We start from the raw sequence: 18,120 nt of genomic DNA on the forward strand, positions 1-18,120 counted from the left end.
GCGGGCTTCCGCTACTTCTCGACCTTCGCCATGGCGAGGACGTCGAGGCGACGGTCGAGTTCGGCTTCGGACAGGTTCTCACCGATCAGCCCGCGATCGATCACCGTCTGCCGGATGGTCTTGCGCTCCTTGAGCGCCTCCTTCGCGACGGCCGCGGCCTCCTCGTATCCGATTGCGGAGTTGAGGGGAGTCACGATGGACGGCGACGACTCCGCCAGCGTCTTGAGGTGCTCGGTGTTGGCCACGAGTCCGGCGACGCACTTGTCGGCGAACAGTCGAGAAACGTTGGCGAGCAACCGGAATGACTCGAGAAGGTTGCGGGCCATCATCGGGATGTACACGTTCAGCTCGAAGGCCCCCGCCGCCCCGCCCCACGCGACGGCCGCGTCGTTGCCGACGACCTGTGCGGCGACCTGCGTGACCGCCTCCGGGAGAACGGGATTCACCTTGCCGGGCATGATCGACGAACCGGGCTGCAGATCGGGGAGCCGGATCTCGCCGAGCCCCGTCAGTGGGCCGGACCCCATCCAGCGGATGTCGTTGGCGATCTTGGTCAGCGATACCGCGATGGTCCTCAGTGCGCCCGACGCCTCGACCAGTCCGTCGCGGGCAGCCTGGGCCTCGAAGCTGTTGCGCGCCGGGGAGAGTGCGTCGATCCCTGTGGCGCTGACGAGTTCGGCGACCACCATCGGGCCGAACCCGTCGGGGGCGTTGAGCCCGGTGCCGACCGCGGTGCCACCGATCGGCAGCTCGCCGAGCCGGGGGAGGGCTGACATGATCCGCTCGATGCCCGCCTCTACCTGCCGGGCGTAGCCGCCGAACTCCTGCCCGAGGGTAACCGGTACGGCGTCCATCAGGTGGGTTCGGCCGGACTTGACGACCGACTTCCATTCGGCGGCCTTGTCGAACAGCGCCAGGCGCAGGTGGTCGAGTGCCGGGATCAGCGACTTCACCGCGGATTCGGTGGCCGCGAGATGGGTGGCCGTCGGGAAGGTGTCGTTCGAGGACTGCGACATGTTGACGTCGTCGTTGGGATGCACCTCGACGCCGCGCGCCTTCGCGATCGACGCGATCACCTCGTTGGCGTTCATGTTGGAGCTGGTGCCCGAGCCGGTCTGGAACACGTCGATCGGGAACTGGTCGTCGTGCCTGCCGTCCGCGATCTCCCGTGCGGCCGCGATGATCGCATCGGCCTTGACGGCGTCGAGCAGGCCGAGATCTTTGTTGACCTGCGCGCAGGCGGCCTTGAGCAGGCCCATCGCCCGGATCTGCGCGCGCTCGAGGCCGCGGCCGCTGATCGGGAAGTTCTCCACCGCGCGCTGGGTCTGCGCGCGCCACAGCGCGTCGATCGGGACGCGGACCTCGCCCATGGTGTCGTGCTCGATGCGGAACTGGGATTCGGCGTTCTCAGTCATACCTAGCAGCTTGCCACTGATGCGGCTGCGCCGCCTGTGAGTCCTTCTGGCCCCTACCCGGACCAAAAGGACTCACAGGCGCGGAGCGACTACGGCATGGGGAACTGGGCGTCCGGGTCGCCGTCGAAGTCGACGGAGGAGTACTCGCGGAGCTTGGACAGGCGGTGGTACGCATCGATCATCCGCACCGTGCCGGACTTGCTGCGCATCACGATCGACTGGGTGTGCGCCCCGCCGCCGCTGTAGCGGACCCCGCGCAGCAGGTCACCGTCGGTGACGCCGGTCGCGGTGAAGAAGACGTTCTCGCCGGAGACCAGGTCCTCGGTGAGCAGCACCCGATCCAGGTCGTGGCCGGCGTCGATGGCCTTCTGGCGCTCGGCGTCGTCGGTCGGGGCGAGCCTGCCCTGCAGGGCGCCGCCCATGCAGCGCATCGCGGCCGCGGCGATGATGCCCTCGGGGGTGCCGCCGATACCCATCAGCATGTCGGTGCCGGAGTCCGGGCGCGCGGCGGCGATGGCGCCCGCGACGTCGCCGTCGGAGATCAGCCGGATCCGGGCGCCGGTCGCGCGGACGTCGGCGATCAGCTGCGCGTGCCGGGGACGGTCCAGGATGCAGACGGTGACGTCGGAGACCGAGGACTTGCGGACCTTCGCGATCCGCTTGACGTTCTCGGCGACCGGGGCGGTGATGTCGATGACGTCGGCGGCGTCGGGACCGACGGCGATCTTCTCCATGTAGAACACGGCGGACGGGTCGAACATGGCGCCACGCTCGGCGACCGCGAGCACGGAGATCGCGTTCGGCATGCCCTTCGACATCAGGGTGGTGCCGTCGACGGGGTCGACCGCGAAGTCGCAGTCGGGGCCGTCACCGTTGCCGACCTCTTCGCCGTTGTAGAGCATCGGCGCCTCGTCCTTCTCGCCCTCACCGATGACCACGACGCCGCGCATGGAGACGCTGCTCACCAGCTGACGCATGGCGTCGACGGCGGCGCCGTCGCCACCCTCCTTGTCGCCCTTGCCGACCCAGCGGCCCGCGGCCAGCGCGCCTGCCTCGGTGACGCGGACCAGCTCCATCGCCAGGTTGCGGTCCGGCGCCTCGCGGCGACTCGATGGGGTGCTGGCGGTCATGGGAGGTGCCTCCTCGTGGTCGACGCGCGCGGCGTCACCCTAGATTCCGTCGGGGGGAGTCGGTGTCGACTCGAGCGTGATTGTCTCATCACCCATCGGGCGTGGGTGATGCTGGGCTACGGCTGCCGCTCGAGCGACCAGCCGGTGCTCAGGTCGCGGAGGAGATCGGGGGCGCGGTGCAGTGCGCGCTGCTGGTCGGCGAACTGCCGGAACGGTTGGGCGAGCAGCGCGCGGGCCACGCCCGGCCGATCCTCGGCGAGTCGTTGATAGGCGACCGCGATGTCGCCCGCGATGTACGTCCACCGCGGTCCGCGGTCGGCCCAGTTGAAATCGGGCAGCGGCGCCCGCATCAGGTAGGTCGCGCCGTCGACCTCTCCGGTGACCGACACCGGGTCGAACACCCCCGGTGCCAGCGAGCCCGGGACCGACGGCTTGGCCGCGATGGTGGTCACGTAGGTCAGGGCCCGGCCGACCCCGCTCCGGGCCCCCGACGTGGCATCCCACTGGTCGGCGACGACCTGGTTCTGCTCCCGGTCCGCCATCCGGACCATCGCGTCGGCGTAGCCGGCGCGGGTACCGGAGTAGATACCCGCCCACGCGGCCGCCGCGTTGTCGTCGAGCAGTCCGGCCGCGTCGAGTTCGTCGACGGCGGCCCGGCCACCGGCGAGGTAGGCCTCGTGCATCGGGACCATGTCGAAGAAGATGTGCTTCTGCATGATCAGCAGGCGCTTCTGGTACCAGTCGAGGTCCTCGGCCGTCACGGTCGGGCCGACCGTGGCCAGGGCGCGGACATCGGAGGGCAGGATGGCCGTCGCGGATGGGGGCAGCACGCGGGTGGCCGTGGACACCACGTCGGCGATCCCCCGGACGGCGTCGACGCCGAGCGCGGTGCGGCCCATGTCGAGATCCCAGAAGCCTCCGGTGAAGGAGGCGCCCGCCATCCCCGCCATCCCGGCCCAGTACAGCTCGACCCGCTCGCGCTGGTACCGGCCGTAGTTCTCGTAGACCCGGTCGACCAGCGCGGCGTTCGCGGCGAGGCCGGTGTCGGGGTCCCAGGTGGCCAGGTCGATGCCCGCCGCCTCGCTGCCGCGGGCGAGCCAGTACTGGTGCAGCAGCGCGGAATAGCGGCTCGCCGGTACGCCCGCCGCGCGGGCGTCGCCGAGCGCGGCGCCGAGGACCTCGGGATCGGTTGGCAGCCGCGGGTCCAGCCCGCCCGCCTGTTCGGCGTTCCCGTTGGCGGGTGCGATGTCGAGCAGCGCGAGGTATCCGGAGGGCTGGGCGAGGGCCGCCGACGGGGTGGCCGAGGCGGCGACGGCGAGTCCGAGCGCGAGGAGAACCCCGCGGATCGCGGAGGCGCGCAGTGACGGCGGGCGGATGGTGCTCCTCGGACGCATCCCGACATCTAACAACATATATTTGATTTCAGAGATCGGATTGGCCGCCGGTGTGGGAACCGCCCGACCTCGGGAGATGCGCGACTGGGATACTAGCTGCGTGGTCGAAAAGAAACCCCGGATCCTGCAGAACAACCGCGACATGATGTGGTCCATCATCCCGCTGGTGCTGTTGTGCCTGATCGTCGCGGGAGTCGCGAGCCGGTGCTCGTTCAGCCCGGGCGGCCCGACCTCCGGACCGGTCCCGCAGTTCGACGTCGACGCCTCGCTGAAGTACGACGCCGGTGTGCTCGGGTTCCCGGTCCGAAACCCCGCCGTGCCGGAGGACTGGCAGCCGAACTCGGGGAGCCGCGGCGTCGCGGGCGGTGACGGCGGGGGCGATGTGACCACGGTCGGGTACATCACCCCGAAGGGCCGCTACCTCCAGCTGAGTCAGAGCGAGGCGACCGAGGAGGTGCTGGTGCCCTGGGTCGCAGGCGACCTGCGCAGCCCCACCGGGGTCGCCCCCGTCGCCGGTGAGCGGTGGGTGGAGTACGCCGAGGAGGGCAGCGAGCCGATCTGGGTGACCGATCTCGATGGCGTCCGGGTCCTCGTCACCGGCAGCGGCACGACGGAGGAGTTCACCGAGCTCGCCACGGCGGTCGACGCGGCCGAGCCGCTGACGCCCTGACGGAGCGTTCGCGCCGGTCCGCTAGATGGCCGAGCCGTCGAGCCCGCAGAAGCTGTGGCAGACCCGGTCGCGGACGATGACGTCCGGGCATTCCGGGTCGAACCACCGGTCGACATACGCCCAGTGCACCGGGTGCGCGAGGTAGGGACCCATCAACCCGTCCAGGTCGGTGAACTCCTGTTCCCAGACGTGGGTCCACGCGGAGGCGCCCTCGGCCTTCAGCACCCGGCTGAGCTGCCAGGCGCGGATCGCGGGTACATGGCGAGGCATCCGGAGCAGCTCGTCCTCGAACCGCTCCACCGTGGCATCCGTTGCGTCGGGGCTCACCCGCAGCAGCAGGGTCCGGTACACCCCACCCTCGGACCCGGCCCCGACCCGCCCGCGCGGTTCGCCGCGGTACTCGACGCCGTCGACATGTCGGACGATCGTGGGATCGATCAGCGCATCGACCGCCGGTTCGGCGCGGCGCCACCGCTCCTCCGAGTCGAACTGGAAATGCGCAAGCAGGTCGCCGCCGTTGCGGACCCCGGTCAGCGTCGGCCGGATCAGCGAACGGTGCGCGCCCGCCACATCGGCGGCCCGCCGCAGGTCGCCGGCGAGCTGCTCGCGCTGTCGATCGTCGGCCGCCTCGTGCCAGTGGATCAGCTTGGTGATCTTAAACATTGGTCAACCCGTCCACATCCGCCGCCGCGGAGGCCATCGTGCGGGTGCGCTCGACCACCAGCTCGTCCATTCGCGTCCACCACTGCCCGAGGGTGGGGTCCGGGCGCCCCTGCCAGGTCATCCGCCACCAGCCCTCCGCGCCCTCGAGGGCCCAGGTGGCGGTGATCGTGTTGGATTCGTCGTCGAACCAGATCGGCGGGCTCACCAGGACGTGCTCGAGGGCCATGCCTCGCTCGCGGGCGCCGGGGGCGTACTCGGCGAGATACGCATCGACGAATTCTCGTGCGCGCCCGGGTTTGGTGACGACACGGTCGATCACGAACACCTTTTCGCCTGCCATGCGCCGAGGTTAGGGAGTCGGCGGTGGACGGGTCAGCGGGCGGTCCCGCTCATCGGGATGCGGTCAGCGCACCACCGGCACGACGACCGGGTTGTCCGGGAACAGTGCCCGGCTGACGTCCCGGAGCAGCACGTTCACCGGGGGTTCGCCGTCGATGCTCTCGTCACCGTTGATCAGCGTCACGATGGTCGCGTCGAGCGTCGGGTTGTAGACCGCGTAGGACATGTACCCGGGGATGGCCCCGTTGTGGCCGATCCAGCCGGTGTTCTCCTCCAGGCCGAAGGTGTAGTGCCACTCGTCGGTGTTGTCGCCGAGCCGTTGCCACTGCATCCGCTCCTGCTGCAGTTCGGGGCTGACCAGCGCCCCGCTGCCGACGAGTCGCGCCCAGGTGGTGAGATCGCCTGCGGTGGAGGTCATCTGGCCTGCCGAGTACGCCTGGCTCGGGCTCCATGTGGTCGAGTCGGTGACCTCGGCCCCGGGGAAGAGGGCGGTGTAGCCCGAGACGTGTTCCTCGGAGAAGCCATCGCCGTCGGGCCATTCGGTGTGGACGAGCTGCTGTGGCCGAAGGATCTTCTCGGTGAGCACCTCTCCGAACGGCCGGGACTCGACGTTCTCGACGACCAGGCCGAGCAGCACGGTGTTCGCGTTCGAGTAGGCCGAATCGGTGCCGGGCGGGAACTGCGGGCCCAGCGCGTACGAGGCGTCCAACAGTTCCTGCGGCTTCCAGACGCGGTGCGGGTCGGCGAAGAACGCCGCACGGAACTCGGGGTTCGCGAGGTACTCGGACAGTCCGGAGGTCATGGTTCCGAGCATCCGGATGGTGATCTGGTCGCCGCCGGGAACGCCGTCGACGAACCGGGAGACGGGGTCGTCGAGCCCGAGCTTGCCCTCGTCCACCAGCTGCAGGATCAGGGTGGTGGTGAAGGTCTTGGTGATGCTCCCGATGCGGTGCTGCAGCGGCGGCGACATCGGGGTGGCCGGCGAGGTCGAGGCGTCGCCCGCCGTGTGGGACCACGTGCCCTCCGGCGTGCTGACCTCGATGATCGCGCCCGGGGCGTGCCCGTCGGCGACGAACCGCTCGACTACCGCGGTCGCGGCATCGGCCGACGCACGCGGCAGCCCGGCCGGGTCGGCGGGCGACTCGGAGCAGCCGGCCATCGCGCTGGTGAGCAGCGACAGGCCCAGCGCGAGGCCGAGCACGCGCGTCCGGACTGGGTTCCTGCGGTGCGGTCGTGGACCGCGCGGGTCGGCCATGGTCCGACGGTATCCGAGGCAGGGGCCGAGATACTCGGAAACGGGTCGGACTGAGCTCACACTCTGGGCGTAATTCGACAGGTTTCGCGCATCGACGCCGCAGACTGTGAGAGAAGTCCGGAAGCGCTCACATCCTTCGGAGGCGACATGGACCTGATCTTCACCAACGGAACCATTGTCACGATGGATGACGCGCGGGCGGAAGCGCTCGCGGTGCGGGACGGGCGGATCGCGGCGCTCGGGACGGCGGAGGAGATCCTCGCGCAGCGGACCGCCCACACGGAGGTCGTCGACCTCGGCGGGCGGGCGCTGCTTCCCGGCTTCATCGAGGCACACGGCCACCCCACCATGGACAGGACCCGTTACGCCGACACCGTCGTCGACATCCGACCGGTCATCGTCCCGGCAGCGGATGACGTGATCGCCCTCATACGGGATGCCGTGGCGACCGCCCCCGCCGCCGCGCCTCTCATCTTCAGCGGACTCGACCCGTTGCTCCAGTCCGGGTTCCCGGAACCGACGAGGGCGTGGCTCGACGACCTCGCGGGAGACCGGCCCGTTCTGGTGATGCACAACTCGGGGCACCTCGCCTGGGCGAACACGGCGGCGCTGAGGCTGTCGAGGCTGCCCGGGGACGCACCGGATCCGACCGGCGCACATTTCGACCGTGACTCCGACGGGGAACTCACCGGCAAGGCCTACGAGGTTCCCGCGATCCTCGCCATCGCCGGCCCCATGCAGGACCCCGACCTCGACGTGGCGACCCTGTGGCGCGCCGAGTTGGCGGGTCTGGCCGCACGTGGCATCACGACGATCGCGGACCTCGCCTTCTCACCGCACCACCTGCCGCTGATGCGCGATCACTACGCGGGCGATCATCCGCGCGTGCGGATGCGGGGTCGGCAACATCGCCACCTCGTTCCCGTATCTCAACACCGACGCGACCCTCGAGGTGATCGGCCTCGGCCGCGACCACCGCGGCGAGGCCAACTACACGGCCGGACAACTCTCCGCGATCGTCGACGCCTACTTCCCGCTCGGGTGGCAGATGGCCTGCCACGTCCTCGGCGACGTGGGCGTCGACTCGATCCTCGACGTGTACGAGGCCGCGTTGACGGAGCACCCGCGAGCCGATCACCGGCTGCGGCTGGAACATTGCGGGGCGATGACCGCGGCTCAGTTCCAGCGGGCCGCCCGGCTCGGCGTGACCTGCAGCCTGCTCATCGACCACCTCGACTACTGGGGTGACGTGCTCGTCGACGGATTGTTCGGCGAGGAGATCGGCTCGCACTGGATGCGGGCGCGGTCCGCCATCGATGCCGGTGTGCGCATCTCCCTGCACAACGATTCTCCCGTCACCCCCGTCGAGCCGCTGCGCAACATCTCCGTCGCGGCCACCCGGACCAGCCGCACCGGACGGGTGCTCGCGCCCGAGGAACGCGTCACCGTCGACGAGGCGCTGCGCGCCCAGACCATCTGGGCTGCGCACCAGCTCTTCGCCGACGACATCATCGGAACGCTCACCCCCGGCAAGTACGCCGACCTCGTCCTGTTGTCCGCGGACCCCCGCGCGGTCGACCCGGCCGCGATCGCCGACCTCACCGTCGAGGCCACCTATCTGGCCGGCCGCGCGACCCACCGGGCGAGCGGCTGAAATGGGTCCGCGCTACCGCGGGTCGCCCTCGTCCTCGGCGTGGGAGAGCGCCTTCTCCACCCGCGCCCTGGCCCCGGCCAGGTGCTCCTCGCAGCGCTTGGCCAGCTCCTCACCGCGTTCCCACAGCGCGAGGGAGTGGTCGAGGTCGAGTCCGCCCTGTTCGAGCATCTTGACCACCTCGGCCAGCTGATCGCGGGCGGCCTCGTAGCCGAGCTCCGCCACCGGTTCGTTCACTTCGCATCTCCTGACTTTTCCCTGCCCATGACGGCGGCGACGACCGCACCGTCGGCGACCCGTACCCGCAGCTGGGTGCCGGGCGGGGCGTCCTCCACCGAGCGCAGCACCTCCGGGTCCGATCCGGGAACCACCTTCTGCACCACCGCGTACCCGCGGGCCAGGGTGGCCGCCGGGCCGAGCGTGGTCAGCCGGGCCGCGAGGTGCTCGACGACGGTGACCTGGCCGGCAACCAACCGTGTCACGTCGCGCCGGCCCGCCTCTCGCAGCCGGGTGATCTCCTCGGCCCGCCGGTCGACGGCGGCCAGCGGATCGGCGAGCACCGGCCTGCTGCGCAGATCGGCCAGCGACCGTGCCTCGCGCGCCACCCAGTTCCGCAGCGCGGCGGCGCCGCGGGCCCGGAACTCGGCGACCAGCGCCTGTTCGGCGACCGCGTCCGGGACCACTCGCTTGGCGGCGTCGGTCGGCGTCGCGGCGCGCACGTCCGCGACGTGGTCGCACAGCGGGTTGTCGGGTTCGTGGCCGATCGCGCTGACCACCGGGGTGGTGCACGCGGCGATGGCGCGGCACAGCGTCTCATCCGAGAACGGCAGCAGGTCCTCGACGCTGCCGCCGCCGCGGGCCAGCACGATCACCTCCACGGCCGGGTCCGCGTCGAGTTCGGCCAGCGCCGCGACGATCTGCGCTGTCGCCGTCGGACCCTGCACCGCCGTGTTGCGAATCTCGAACCGAACTGCGGGCCAACGCTTTCCCGCGACGCTGAGCACGTCGCGTTCGGCCGCACTGGCCCGGCCGGTGATCAGGCCGACGGTGCGCGGCAGAAACGGCAGCGGGCGCTTGAGCCTCGGATCGAACAGGCCCTCCGCCGCGAGCAGCGCGCGCAGTCGCTCGATCCGGGCCAGCAGTTCACCGATGCCGACCGCGCGGATCTCGGTGACGCGCAGCGACACCGTTCCTCGGCCCGTGTAGAAGGCCAGCTTGCCGAACATCACGACCCGGCTGCCCTCGGTGAGGGGCACCGGGGAATCGCGGATCAGCGCGGGGGAGCAGGTCACCGACAGGGACATGTCGACCGAGGTGTCCCGCAGCACCAGGAACGCGGTGCGGGTGCCGGGGCGGACGTTGATCTGGGTGATCTGTCCCTCGACCCAGATGCTGCCGAGCCGATCGATCCACTGCGAGACCTTGGTCGCGACGGAGCGGACCGGCCACGGGTGTTCGGGCGAGTTCGAGGTCGGCGCGCCCGCTCGGCTCGGCTGGGCGGAGCTCACTTGGCCTTGGCGCTGGTGATCCGGTTACCGAGCATGGTCTGGAACGGGGCGCGGGCTCGGGCGGCGTTCTCGTAGGTCAGCAACGCGTCGAGCTCCTCGACCGACAGCGTCCGCAGCCGCGCCCGGAGTTGGGCGAGCGTCAGGTTGTCGTAGTCGAGATACTCGGCGATCTCGGGCCGCGCCGCGGCGGGGCCGGCGGGCACCGACGCGAGCTTGCCGTCGGTGGGCTTCGTCGTCGCCGTCTTCTTCTTCGCTGCGGCGGTCTTGGTGGCCGCCTTGGTGGCGGTGGGCGCCTGCATGGGCGCATCCGGCTCGGACTCCGGCTGCATCGAGTACAGCGCGAACCGGCCCTGGTTCGCGGGCTTGGGCTCGGCCCCGTCACCGCCTGACGGCGCGGGCGCGGTGTCCTCGTCGAAGACCGCCCACTCCGGCTGTTCCTCGTCCGCGTGGAAGAACATTGAGAAGGCCTGATCGCCCTTGATCGCGAGCGCTGTCATGGACTGCTGGACGCGCATCGTCGTCTGGAGCATGTGGCTGATGGTGGTCATGGGGAGCGCGACCGCCGTATTCGGCAGCTTCTGCACCTCTTCGACCACCGTGACGGCGATCCCGGCGGCGACCCGCGCAGCGAAAGGGGGACGAATCATGGCCCTAAGACTGCCTGACGAATGCACCTTTTGGTAGCTGGGCGCTCGGTGTGCCTGATCGGGCGGCCCGTCGTGGCTGCCCGTACCCTGGTGTCATGTCTTCCGCCGTCCCCCTGAACCTGGGCATCGCCCGTTCCAGCACGCCCGCTCCGGGTGGCTCCGGCAAGCGTGTCCTGCTCGCCGAACCGCGCGGATACTGCGCCGGCGTGGACCGCGCCGTCGAGACGGTCGAGCGGGCCCTCGAGAAGCACGGCGCGCCGATCTATGTGCGCAAGGAGATCGTGCACAACCGGCACGTGGTGGAGACGCTGTCGGATCGCGGCGTCGTCTTCGTCGACGAGACCGACGAGGTGCCCGAGGGGTCGCTGCTGGTGTTCTCCGCACACGGGGTGTCCCCGGCCGTGCACGAGTCGGCCGCCGAGCGCAACCTCAAGACCATCGACGCGACCTGCCCGCTGGTGACGAAGGTGCACCAGGAGGCCAAGCGGTTCGCGCGGGACGACTTCGACATCCTGCTGATCGGGCACGAGGGCCACGAGGAGGTCGAGGGCACCGCGGGCGAGGCCCCCGATCACGTTCAGCTGGTGGACGGACCGGAGTCGGTCGACGCCGTGACCGTGCGCGACGAGTCGAAGGTGATCTGGCTGTCGCAGACCACGCTCAGCGTCGACGAGACCATGGCGACGGTGGCCCGGCTGCGCGAGAAGTTCCCGCTGCTGCAGGATCCGCCTAGTGACGACATCTGCTACGCCACCCAGAACCGGCAGGTCGCGGTGAAGGCGATGGCACCCGAGTGTGACCTGGTCATCGTGGTCGGGTCGCGTAACTCGTCGAACTCGGTCCGTCTGGTCGAGGTGGCACTCGGTGCGGGGGCACGGGCGAGCTACCTGGTCGACTACGCGCGGGAGATCGACACCGCGTGGCTCGACGGTGTCGAGACCGTCGGCGTCACCTCGGGCGCCTCGGTGCCGGAGATCCTGGTCAGCGGTGTGATCGACCTACTCGCCGAGCACGGTTACCACGATGTTCAGCCGGTGACCACCGCTAACGAGACGCTGGTCTTCTCGCTGCCGCGCGAATTGCGCAAGCCGAGCAACACGGGCTCCTGAGGCGGCCGCGGCGCCCCGGCCGGTCGATCCGGACTCGGGGACGTCAGTAGGTGCCGCGCTGATCGTGCGCGGAGTCCTCGCGGTCCCGGTACCGCACCTGCGGGATCGGGTGTGCCGGGGTGTATGGGTCGACGACGCCGCGCGGGGGCTGTACCCGCGCCGTCGCACCGCTGGGCGCGCGTTCCGGCCTGCGGCCCAGGTTGGCTGAGGCGGGCGGCGGCGGAACGGGCCGACGCGGTGCCTGTGCCTGCGCCTGTGCTGCGGGGTCGCGGTACACGGTGTGACCGGGCCGGGTCTGCGGGGCCACCCGTGGACGCGGCGCCGGTCGGGGCTGCTCGGTCCGCCGGGCCGCCGCCTGGGGCCGGGTGGCCGGGCGATCGGTGGTGCGTGCGCCCGCCTCGCCGGACCGGCCCTTCGCGCGGGCCGGGGTGCGGTCCGCCTGCTGGCCGAGGTACATCCGCACCCCGCCGATGATGAGCACGGCGATCGTGGTGGTCAGCATCAGTGGGAATCGGTTGACCAGCGGAATCGCCACGTTGAACATGAGGTCCTTCAGGCCGCCCTTGGATCCGGCGGAGAAGAACTGGTAGGCCAGCGGCACGGCCGCGAACAGGATCAGCGGCGGCTGGACCATGGCGGCGAACAGGCCGCGAGCGCGGACCGCGAGCACCGCGCCGACGCAGCCGAGGAAGTAGAAGACGGAGAATGCGGACGTCAGCTCGCTGCCGCGGACGGCATCAATGGCGAACCCAACGAAGGTCGTTGCCACCGCGACCAGAACGGCGGCCGCTGCGGGCACGCCGGGCACGGTTGGGAGAACGGACCGCATCTCGAGCGGCACCCCAGAGCGAGCACGTTGGGTTGCAGACACCCTTAGACACTAGCCGTTCACGATCCGATCGCCTCGTTGGCGCGACCGTTTGTGGGCAAGTTCTCGGCGAGCCCGACGGCCCTCGGCCACGAATCGATCCGCCCGATCTCGGCGACCTCACCGTCCCCGACCTCCAGTTCGTGGAGCTTGCGGGCGGTCACGGCGACCCGCGACTCCATGGAGGCGGCGGTCAGGTTGAACGAGTCGACGGCCTTGCCGAGCTGAGAACCGAGACGGTCCAGGTGACTGCCGACCACCCCGAGCCGGGAGTACAGCTCGCGGCCGAGTCGGTGGATGGTCGCCGCCTCCCGGGAGAGCGTCTCCTGCCGCCAGGTGTGCGCGATGGTGCGCAGCAGCGCGACGAGCGTGGTCGGGGTCGCCAGGATCACGTTCTTCGCGAACGCGTGCTCGAGCAGCTCGGCGTCGGCGGTGAGTGCGGCGTCGAGGAAGGCATCGCCCGGGACGAACAGCACCACGAACTCCGGGCTCGGATCGAACGAGGCCCAATACGCCTTGGCGGAGAGCTGGTCGACGTGCGTGCGCAGCTGCCGTGCGTGCCGGGTGAGGTGACCGTCCCTGGCGCGGGGGTCCTCTTCTTGTGCGGCGTCCAGGTAGGCGGCGAGGGGGACCTTGGCGTCGACCACGATCTGTTTGCCGCCGGCCAGCCGGACCAGCAGGTCGGGCCGGACGCCCTCGCCGCTGACCTGGGTGTCGAAATCGCAGTGCTTGACCATCCCCGCCAGCTCGACGACCCGCTCGAGCTGGATCTCTCCCCAGCGACCACGGATCTGCGGGGCGCGCAGCGCGGTGACGAGCTGGCCGGTCTGGCTGGTGAGCAGCTGGGAGGCGCGGTGCATGCCCGCGACCTGTTCGGACAGCCCGGCGTATGCATGCACCCGGCTGCGTTCGACCTGCTGGACCTGGTGCGCGAGCGCGTCGACCGCGTCGTGCAGCGGACCGACCAGGTGGGAGACCTGCTCGCTGACCGCGCCGGACGTGCGGCGGGCGGAGTCCTCGTTCACCGCGGCGAGGGACTGTCGAAGCGTCTTCTCGTTCTCTCGCAGCGCCGCGAGCTGGGCCTCCGCCCGTGTCGCGTGCTGGCCGGACCGGGAGGCGTGCCAGAGCCAGCCGACGGCGATGCCGAGGCCCAGCGCGACGAGCAGTCCGAGTGCGGTGACGGGGTCCATGGGGCAGATGGTGCACGAGGGCACCGACACGCGCCGGCGCGGAGCGCTGCTCGGGCCCGTGCCCGGCGCGCGTCACCGATCGTGTCGGCGCCGTGATCTACGGTCGGCGCATGCGAATCCTGCACACCTCCGATTGGCACATCGGGCGCACCTTCCACGGCGTGGACCTGCTCGCCGACCAGGCGAGCGCGCTCGATGCCATCGCGGCCCTCGTCGCGGAGAACGAGGTGGACGTGGTCGTCGTCCCCGGCGACGTGTACGACCGCGCGATTCCCAGTGCGGACGCGGTGACGGTGTGCAACAACGGTTTCGAGGCGATCCGCGCGGCGGGAGCGGTGATCGTCGCCACCTCCGGCAACCACGACTCCCCGGCGCGGCTCGGCGCGGGCGCCGCGTTCTCGGCCGCGGGCGGACTGCACCTGATGACGCGGGTCTCCGAGGTGGACCGCCCCGTGCTGCTCGAGGACCAGCACGGCGAGGTCGCCTTCTACGGCCTGCCGTACCTCGAGCCCGAGACCACGAGGGCGGAGCTCGGCGTGCCGACCGCGCGCTCACACGCCGAGATCCTGGACGCGGCGATGGCGCGTGTCCGTGCGGACCTCGGCGGCCGCGCCGTCGACGGCGCCCGGCCGCGTGCGGTCCTGCTCGCGCACGCCTTCGTCGTCGGCGCCGAGGCGACCGGGTCGGAACGGTCCATCTCGGTCGGCGGGGTCGAGACCGTCTCGGCCTCCGCGTTCGGCGGGGTCGACTATGTGGCGCTCGGGCACCTGCACTCGCCGCAGACCCTCACCGATCGGGTGCGCTACTCCGGGTCGCCGCTGCCGTACTCGTTCGGCGAACGGACACATCGCAAGGCCGTCTGGATCGCGGACCTGGACGCCGACGGACTCGCGGACGTGCGCCGTGTCGACCTGCCGGTGGTGCGTGGGCTCAGTCAGCTGACCGGCACGGTCGACGAACTGCTCGACGACGAGCGGTACACCGAGGACGAGGGCAACTACGTCTCGGCGATCCTGACCGATCCGGTCCGGCCGCAGGACGCGATGCGCATGCTGCAGACCCGGTTCCCACACATGGTGCACCTGGAATGGCAGCGGCCGGAGGGGAACGCCGACCTCCACTACGGCGAGCGGGTTCGCGGTCGCAGCGATCTGGAGATCGCCGCCGGCTTCCTCACCGACATGCGCGGCGAACCGACGCCGAGTGAGCTGCGCCTCGTCGAGCGCGCGCTGAGCGCCGCGGTCCGGGAGAACGAGTTCGGCGAACCGATGGAGCTGGAAGAGATCGCGTGAGACTGCACAACCTGGAGATCTCGGCGTTCGGGCCGTTCGGCGACACCGCGACGGTGGATTTCGACGCACTCGGCGCGGACGGTTTGTTCCTGTTGCACGGCCAGACCGGTGCGGGCAAGACCACGATCCTCGACGCGGTGGCCTTCGCGCTCTACGGCACGGTCCCGGGTGCCCGTCAGCAGGGCAAGAGGCTGCTGTCGGATCATGCAGCCGCGGGTTCGGTGCCGAAGGTGGTGCTCGAGGCGACCATCGGCGGCCGCCGGCTCCGCCTGACGCGCAGTCCGGAGTACGAACGCGCCAAACTGCGCGGTACCGGCACCACCAAGGAGAACGCGAAGGCGACGCTGGCCTGGCTCGACGGACAGGGCCAGAACCTGGCCCGGCTCGACGAGATCGGGGAGGAGATCGGCCGGCTGCTCGGCATGAGCGCGGACCAGTTCTTCCAGGTGGTGCTGCTCCCGCAGGGGGAGTTCGCGCGTTTCCTGCGCGCGGACACCGACGAGCGGGGCGACCTGCTGGAGCGGCTGTTCGACACCACCCGATTCGGCACCGTCGAAGACTGGTTCGCCGAACGCAGACGCGAGAGCGCGGCGAAGCTGGAGTCCGGACGCAAGTCGGTGGACCTGATGCTCGCGCGGGTCTCGACGGCGGCGGGGATCGAGGCGGGTGCCGACGCGGACCCACTGGCGTGGGCGCACAAGTTGCGGGCCGACGCGGAGGAGGCCAGGGACACGGCCACCGCCGAACTCGTCGCCGCCAGAGCGGCGGCGGCCGCTGCGAGCTCCGCACTGACCGAGGCAACCCGCATCCGGGGTCTACAGCTGCGCGCCGCCAAGGCCGCGGCCGAGCTGCGCGCCCACGCCGAGGGTGCGGGTGCACGGGCGCTGCAGGGCGAGGAACTCGCCAGGTCGGTCCGTGCCGCGCCGATCGCCGAGATCCGCGTTGAGGCGGCCGCGGCCGCGGAAACCGTTGCGCGAGAGATGAAGTTGATCGACGCCTTGGCGGAGGGGCTCCGTGAGCTCGACGAGGGCAGAGCGCTGCTGGCGCGCCTGTCCTGGCCCGAGGCCGACGAGGACCGTGATGTCATGGCCGCGACGATCCGGGGATGGACCGACGAGGTCGCGCGGCTCGACGACCTCATCGCCGAGTCGCTGGTGGCCGACGCCCTGCAGGAGACAGTCGACCGGCACGGCGAGCGGCGCCGCGAGCTCGCCGCGACCACGGAGGAACTCGAACTCCGCCGGACCGCCCTGCCCGAGTTGCTGCGCGGCGCCGAGGACGAACTCGCCGCCGCGCGACAGGCGTCGGCCTCGCTGCCCGCGCTCGAGAAGGCGCGGGACAGGGCGGCCGCCGCGAAGGCCGCCGCGGTCGCGCTCGCGGAGCATCGACAGCACCGCCGGGACGCCGCGGACCGGCTGTTGACGGCGCGGAGCCGACATCAGGACGCGCGCGGCGAGTTGCTCGACCTGCGTGAACGCCGGCTCGCCGGGATGGCGGCCGAGCTCGCATCCGGACTCGTCGACGGCGAGCCGTGTGTGGTGTGCGGCTCGGCGCAGCACCCGAACCCGGCCGAGCCGTCGGAGGCCCTCGTGACCAGGGCCGACGAGGACGCGGCGCGCGTGGCGGAGCACCGACTCGCGGAGGCGGCCGACGCCGCGGCCGATCGCCTCGCGACAATCGATCGGGCCATCGAGGTGCTGGTCGAGCGGGGCGGTGACCGCGACCTCGACCTGCTCGAGACCGAGCTCGCGGCGGCCACCGGGGCACACGCGGAAGCCGAGGCGCTGGCGGTGTGTGAGCCGGAGCGCGCGGGACGGCTGTCCGGGCTGCGCGTGGAAGAGGAAGGCCTGCAGGAACGTTCGCGTGAGGCCGCGGCCGAGCTCGCCACCCTCGACGAGCGGATCGCGGGTGCCGTGCACCAGTTGAACGCCATCCGCACGCGCCTCGCGGAGGCCTCGGGTGGGGACGAGAGCCCGCGGACCCGCCGCGATCGACTCGACGCGCTCGCGGCGGCGGCCTCGCGGCTGCGAGACCTGCGCGCGCAGGCCGGGGCCGCGCAGGAGACCGCGGAGGCGTTGTCCGCGAAGGTCGTTCGGTCGGCGACGGAGGCCGGGTTCGACTCCGTGGACGAGGCGGTCGCGGCCACCAAGGACGAGAGTCGGGTGAGGGCGATCGAGGCCGCGCTCGCGCAGGCGCGGGATCAACAGGTGCGGGCCGAATCGGTGTTGGCGGAGCCGGAGGTGGCCGCCGTCGCCGGGCTCGACCCCGTCGACCCGTCGGTCGACCAGGCGGAGGTCGAGAGCGCGAACGCGGTGGTGAACTCGGCGATCGCCGTCGCGTCCGAGGCCGACCGCAGGCTGGCGGACCTCGAACGACTGGTCGGCCAGCTGGCGAAGGAGGTCTCGGCGCTGGCCCCGATGCAGGAGCGGCACGCGGAACTGGCGGGACTGGCGGAGGTGATCGCCGGGCGAGGACAGAACGCGCGCAAGATGTCGCTGCGGTCCTACGTGCTGGCGGCCAGGCTGGAGGAGGTCGCGATCGCCGCGTCGACGAGGCTGCGCCGAATGTCCGGTGGCCGTTACGAGTTCGTGCACGCGGACGGGGCCGGGCCACGCGGGAAGCGCGGCGGGCTCGGCCTGGACATCCGCGACGACTACACCGGGGTGGTGCGATCGGCCAAGACCCTCTCGGGCGGCGAGTCCTTCCTCGCGTCGTTGTCGCTGGCGCTGGGCCTCGCCGACGTCGTCGCCGCGGAATCGGGCGGTCTGGTGCTCGACACCATGTTCATCGACGAGGGCTTCGGCACGCTGGATGCGGAGGCTCTCGAGTCGGTGATGGGGGTCCTCGACGAGCTCCGCGCGGGGGGCCGGGTGGTCGGCATCGTCAGCCACGTCGACGAGATGCGGCAGCGGATCCCCAGCCGGCTGCACGTCATTCGCGGGCGCGCGGGATCGAGCGTGGAGGTCGTGGCGGGATAGAACCGACCGGG

15 protein-coding genes and 1 pseudogene are annotated in these 18,120 nt (G+C 71.1%); 5 read left to right on the forward strand and 11 right to left on the reverse strand.

All coding sequences use genetic code 11. The features are described 5' to 3' along the window. Nucleotides 1–11: 11 nt before the first annotated feature. The 3 genes from ACFQS9_RS13195 to ACFQS9_RS13205 form a co-directional block, all read right to left on the reverse strand. Nucleotides 12–1,415 carry a class II fumarate hydratase gene (locus ACFQS9_RS13195; protein ID WP_378405311.1) on the reverse strand — a complete coding sequence of 468 codons (1,404 nt, stop codon included), beginning with the start codon at nt 1,413–1,415 and terminating at the stop codon, nt 12–14. An 89-nt stretch (nt 1,416–1,504) separates the two neighbouring features. Continuing rightward, a complete protein-coding gene (gene glpX / locus ACFQS9_RS13200; RefSeq protein ID WP_378405313.1) occupies nt 1,505–2,545 on the reverse strand; it encodes a class II fructose-bisphosphatase in 1,041 nt (346 codons plus the stop codon). A 116-nt stretch (nt 2,546–2,661) separates the two neighbouring features. Next, nucleotides 2,662–3,939 carry a hypothetical protein gene (locus tag ACFQS9_RS13205; protein ID WP_378405315.1) on the reverse strand — a complete coding sequence of 426 codons (1,278 nt, stop codon included), beginning with the start codon at nt 3,937–3,939 and terminating at the stop codon, nt 2,662–2,664. 100 nt (nt 3,940–4,039) lie between these two features. Here ACFQS9_RS13205 and ACFQS9_RS13210 point away from each other — a divergent pair, with 100 nt between their 5' ends. Further along, a complete protein-coding gene (locus ACFQS9_RS13210) occupies nt 4,040–4,609 on the forward strand; it encodes a DUF4245 domain-containing protein (protein ID WP_378405317.1) in 570 nt (189 codons plus the stop codon). A 21-nt stretch (nt 4,610–4,630) separates the two neighbouring features. Here the strand turns inward: ACFQS9_RS13210 and ACFQS9_RS13215 are convergent, their stop codons facing one another. The 3 genes from ACFQS9_RS13215 to ACFQS9_RS13225 all read right to left on the reverse strand — a co-directional run bounded on the left by ACFQS9_RS13215 (nt 4,631) and on the right by ACFQS9_RS13225 (nt 6,866). Continuing rightward, a complete protein-coding gene (locus ACFQS9_RS13215) occupies nt 4,631–5,272 on the reverse strand; it encodes a Dabb family protein (protein WP_378405318.1) in 642 nt (213 codons plus the stop codon). Next, nucleotides 5,265–5,612 carry a hypothetical protein gene (locus tag ACFQS9_RS13220; RefSeq protein ID WP_378405320.1) on the reverse strand — a complete coding sequence of 116 codons (348 nt, stop codon included), beginning with the start codon at nt 5,610–5,612 and terminating at the stop codon, nt 5,265–5,267. Before ACFQS9_RS13220 ends, ACFQS9_RS13215 begins: the two co-directional genes overlap by 8 nt. Nucleotides 5,613–5,675: 63 nt before the next feature. Next, nucleotides 5,676–6,866: a serine hydrolase domain-containing protein gene (locus ACFQS9_RS13225; RefSeq protein ID WP_378405322.1), complete on the reverse strand. Its 1,191-nt coding sequence runs from the start codon at nt 6,864–6,866 to the stop codon at nt 5,676–5,678. 147 nt (nt 6,867–7,013) lie between these two features. Between ACFQS9_RS13225 and ACFQS9_RS26455 the strand changes: the two are divergent. After that, nucleotides 7,014–8,520: pseudogene (locus tag ACFQS9_RS26455) on the forward strand (amidohydrolase). Between the two features lie 12 nt (nt 8,521–8,532). Here the strand turns inward: ACFQS9_RS26455 and ACFQS9_RS13240 are convergent. From ACFQS9_RS13240 to ACFQS9_RS13250, 3 genes are read right to left on the reverse strand one after another with little or no spacing between them, the layout of a single operon-like run. Beyond that, nucleotides 8,533–8,754 (reverse strand): exodeoxyribonuclease VII small subunit, encoded by a 222-nt coding sequence (locus tag ACFQS9_RS13240; RefSeq protein ID WP_378405325.1) that lies wholly within the window; start codon nt 8,752–8,754, stop codon nt 8,533–8,535. After that, the gene (xseA, locus tag ACFQS9_RS13245; RefSeq protein WP_378405327.1) at nt 8,751–10,025 is read right to left on the reverse strand and encodes an exodeoxyribonuclease VII large subunit; all 1,275 of its coding nucleotides are present in this window, start codon (nt 10,023–10,025) and stop codon (nt 8,751–8,753) included. Before xseA ends, ACFQS9_RS13240 begins: the two co-directional genes overlap by 4 nt. Further along, nucleotides 10,022–10,672, reverse strand: a complete 651-nt coding sequence (locus ACFQS9_RS13250; protein ID WP_378405330.1) for a lipid droplet-associated protein — start codon at nt 10,670–10,672, stop codon at nt 10,022–10,024. Before ACFQS9_RS13250 ends, xseA begins: the two co-directional genes overlap by 4 nt. Nucleotides 10,673–10,767: 95 nt before the next feature. On the opposite strand from ACFQS9_RS13250, the gene ACFQS9_RS13255 reads away from it, so the two are divergent. Then, nucleotides 10,768–11,781: a 4-hydroxy-3-methylbut-2-enyl diphosphate reductase gene (locus ACFQS9_RS13255; protein WP_378405332.1), complete on the forward strand. Its 1,014-nt coding sequence runs from the start codon at nt 10,768–10,770 to the stop codon at nt 11,779–11,781. A gap of 43 nt (nt 11,782–11,824) precedes the next feature. Here the strand turns inward: ACFQS9_RS13255 and ACFQS9_RS13260 are convergent, their stop codons facing one another. Together ACFQS9_RS13260 and ACFQS9_RS13265 are read right to left on the reverse strand one after the other, a co-directional pair. Further along, nucleotides 11,825–12,580 (reverse strand): DUF6542 domain-containing protein, encoded by a 756-nt coding sequence (locus ACFQS9_RS13260; RefSeq protein ID WP_378405334.1) that lies wholly within the window; start codon nt 12,578–12,580, stop codon nt 11,825–11,827. 89 nt (nt 12,581–12,669) lie between these two features. Further along, nucleotides 12,670–13,839, reverse strand: coding sequence for a DNA recombination protein RmuC (locus tag ACFQS9_RS13265; protein ID WP_378405336.1), 1,170 nt, complete (start codon nt 13,837–13,839; stop codon nt 12,670–12,672). A 110-nt stretch (nt 13,840–13,949) separates the two neighbouring features. On the opposite strand from ACFQS9_RS13265, the gene ACFQS9_RS13270 reads away from it, so the two are divergent. Together ACFQS9_RS13270 and ACFQS9_RS13275 are read left to right on the forward strand one after the other, a co-directional pair. Further along, a complete protein-coding gene (locus tag ACFQS9_RS13270; protein ID WP_378405337.1) occupies nt 13,950–15,131 on the forward strand; it encodes an exonuclease SbcCD subunit D in 1,182 nt (393 codons plus the stop codon). After that, on the forward strand, nt 15,128–18,109 hold the full coding sequence (locus ACFQS9_RS13275) for an AAA family ATPase (protein WP_378405339.1): 2,982 nt from the start codon (nt 15,128–15,130) through the stop codon (nt 18,107–18,109). Before ACFQS9_RS13270 ends, ACFQS9_RS13275 begins: the two co-directional genes overlap by 4 nt. The last annotated feature ends 11 nt before the right edge of the window (nt 18,110–18,120 follow it).

It is taken from the genome of Rhodococcus daqingensis (assembly GCF_042665615.1).
Taxonomy (GTDB): Bacteria; Actinomycetota; Actinomycetes; order Mycobacteriales; family Mycobacteriaceae; genus Rhodococcus_G; species Rhodococcus_G daqingensis.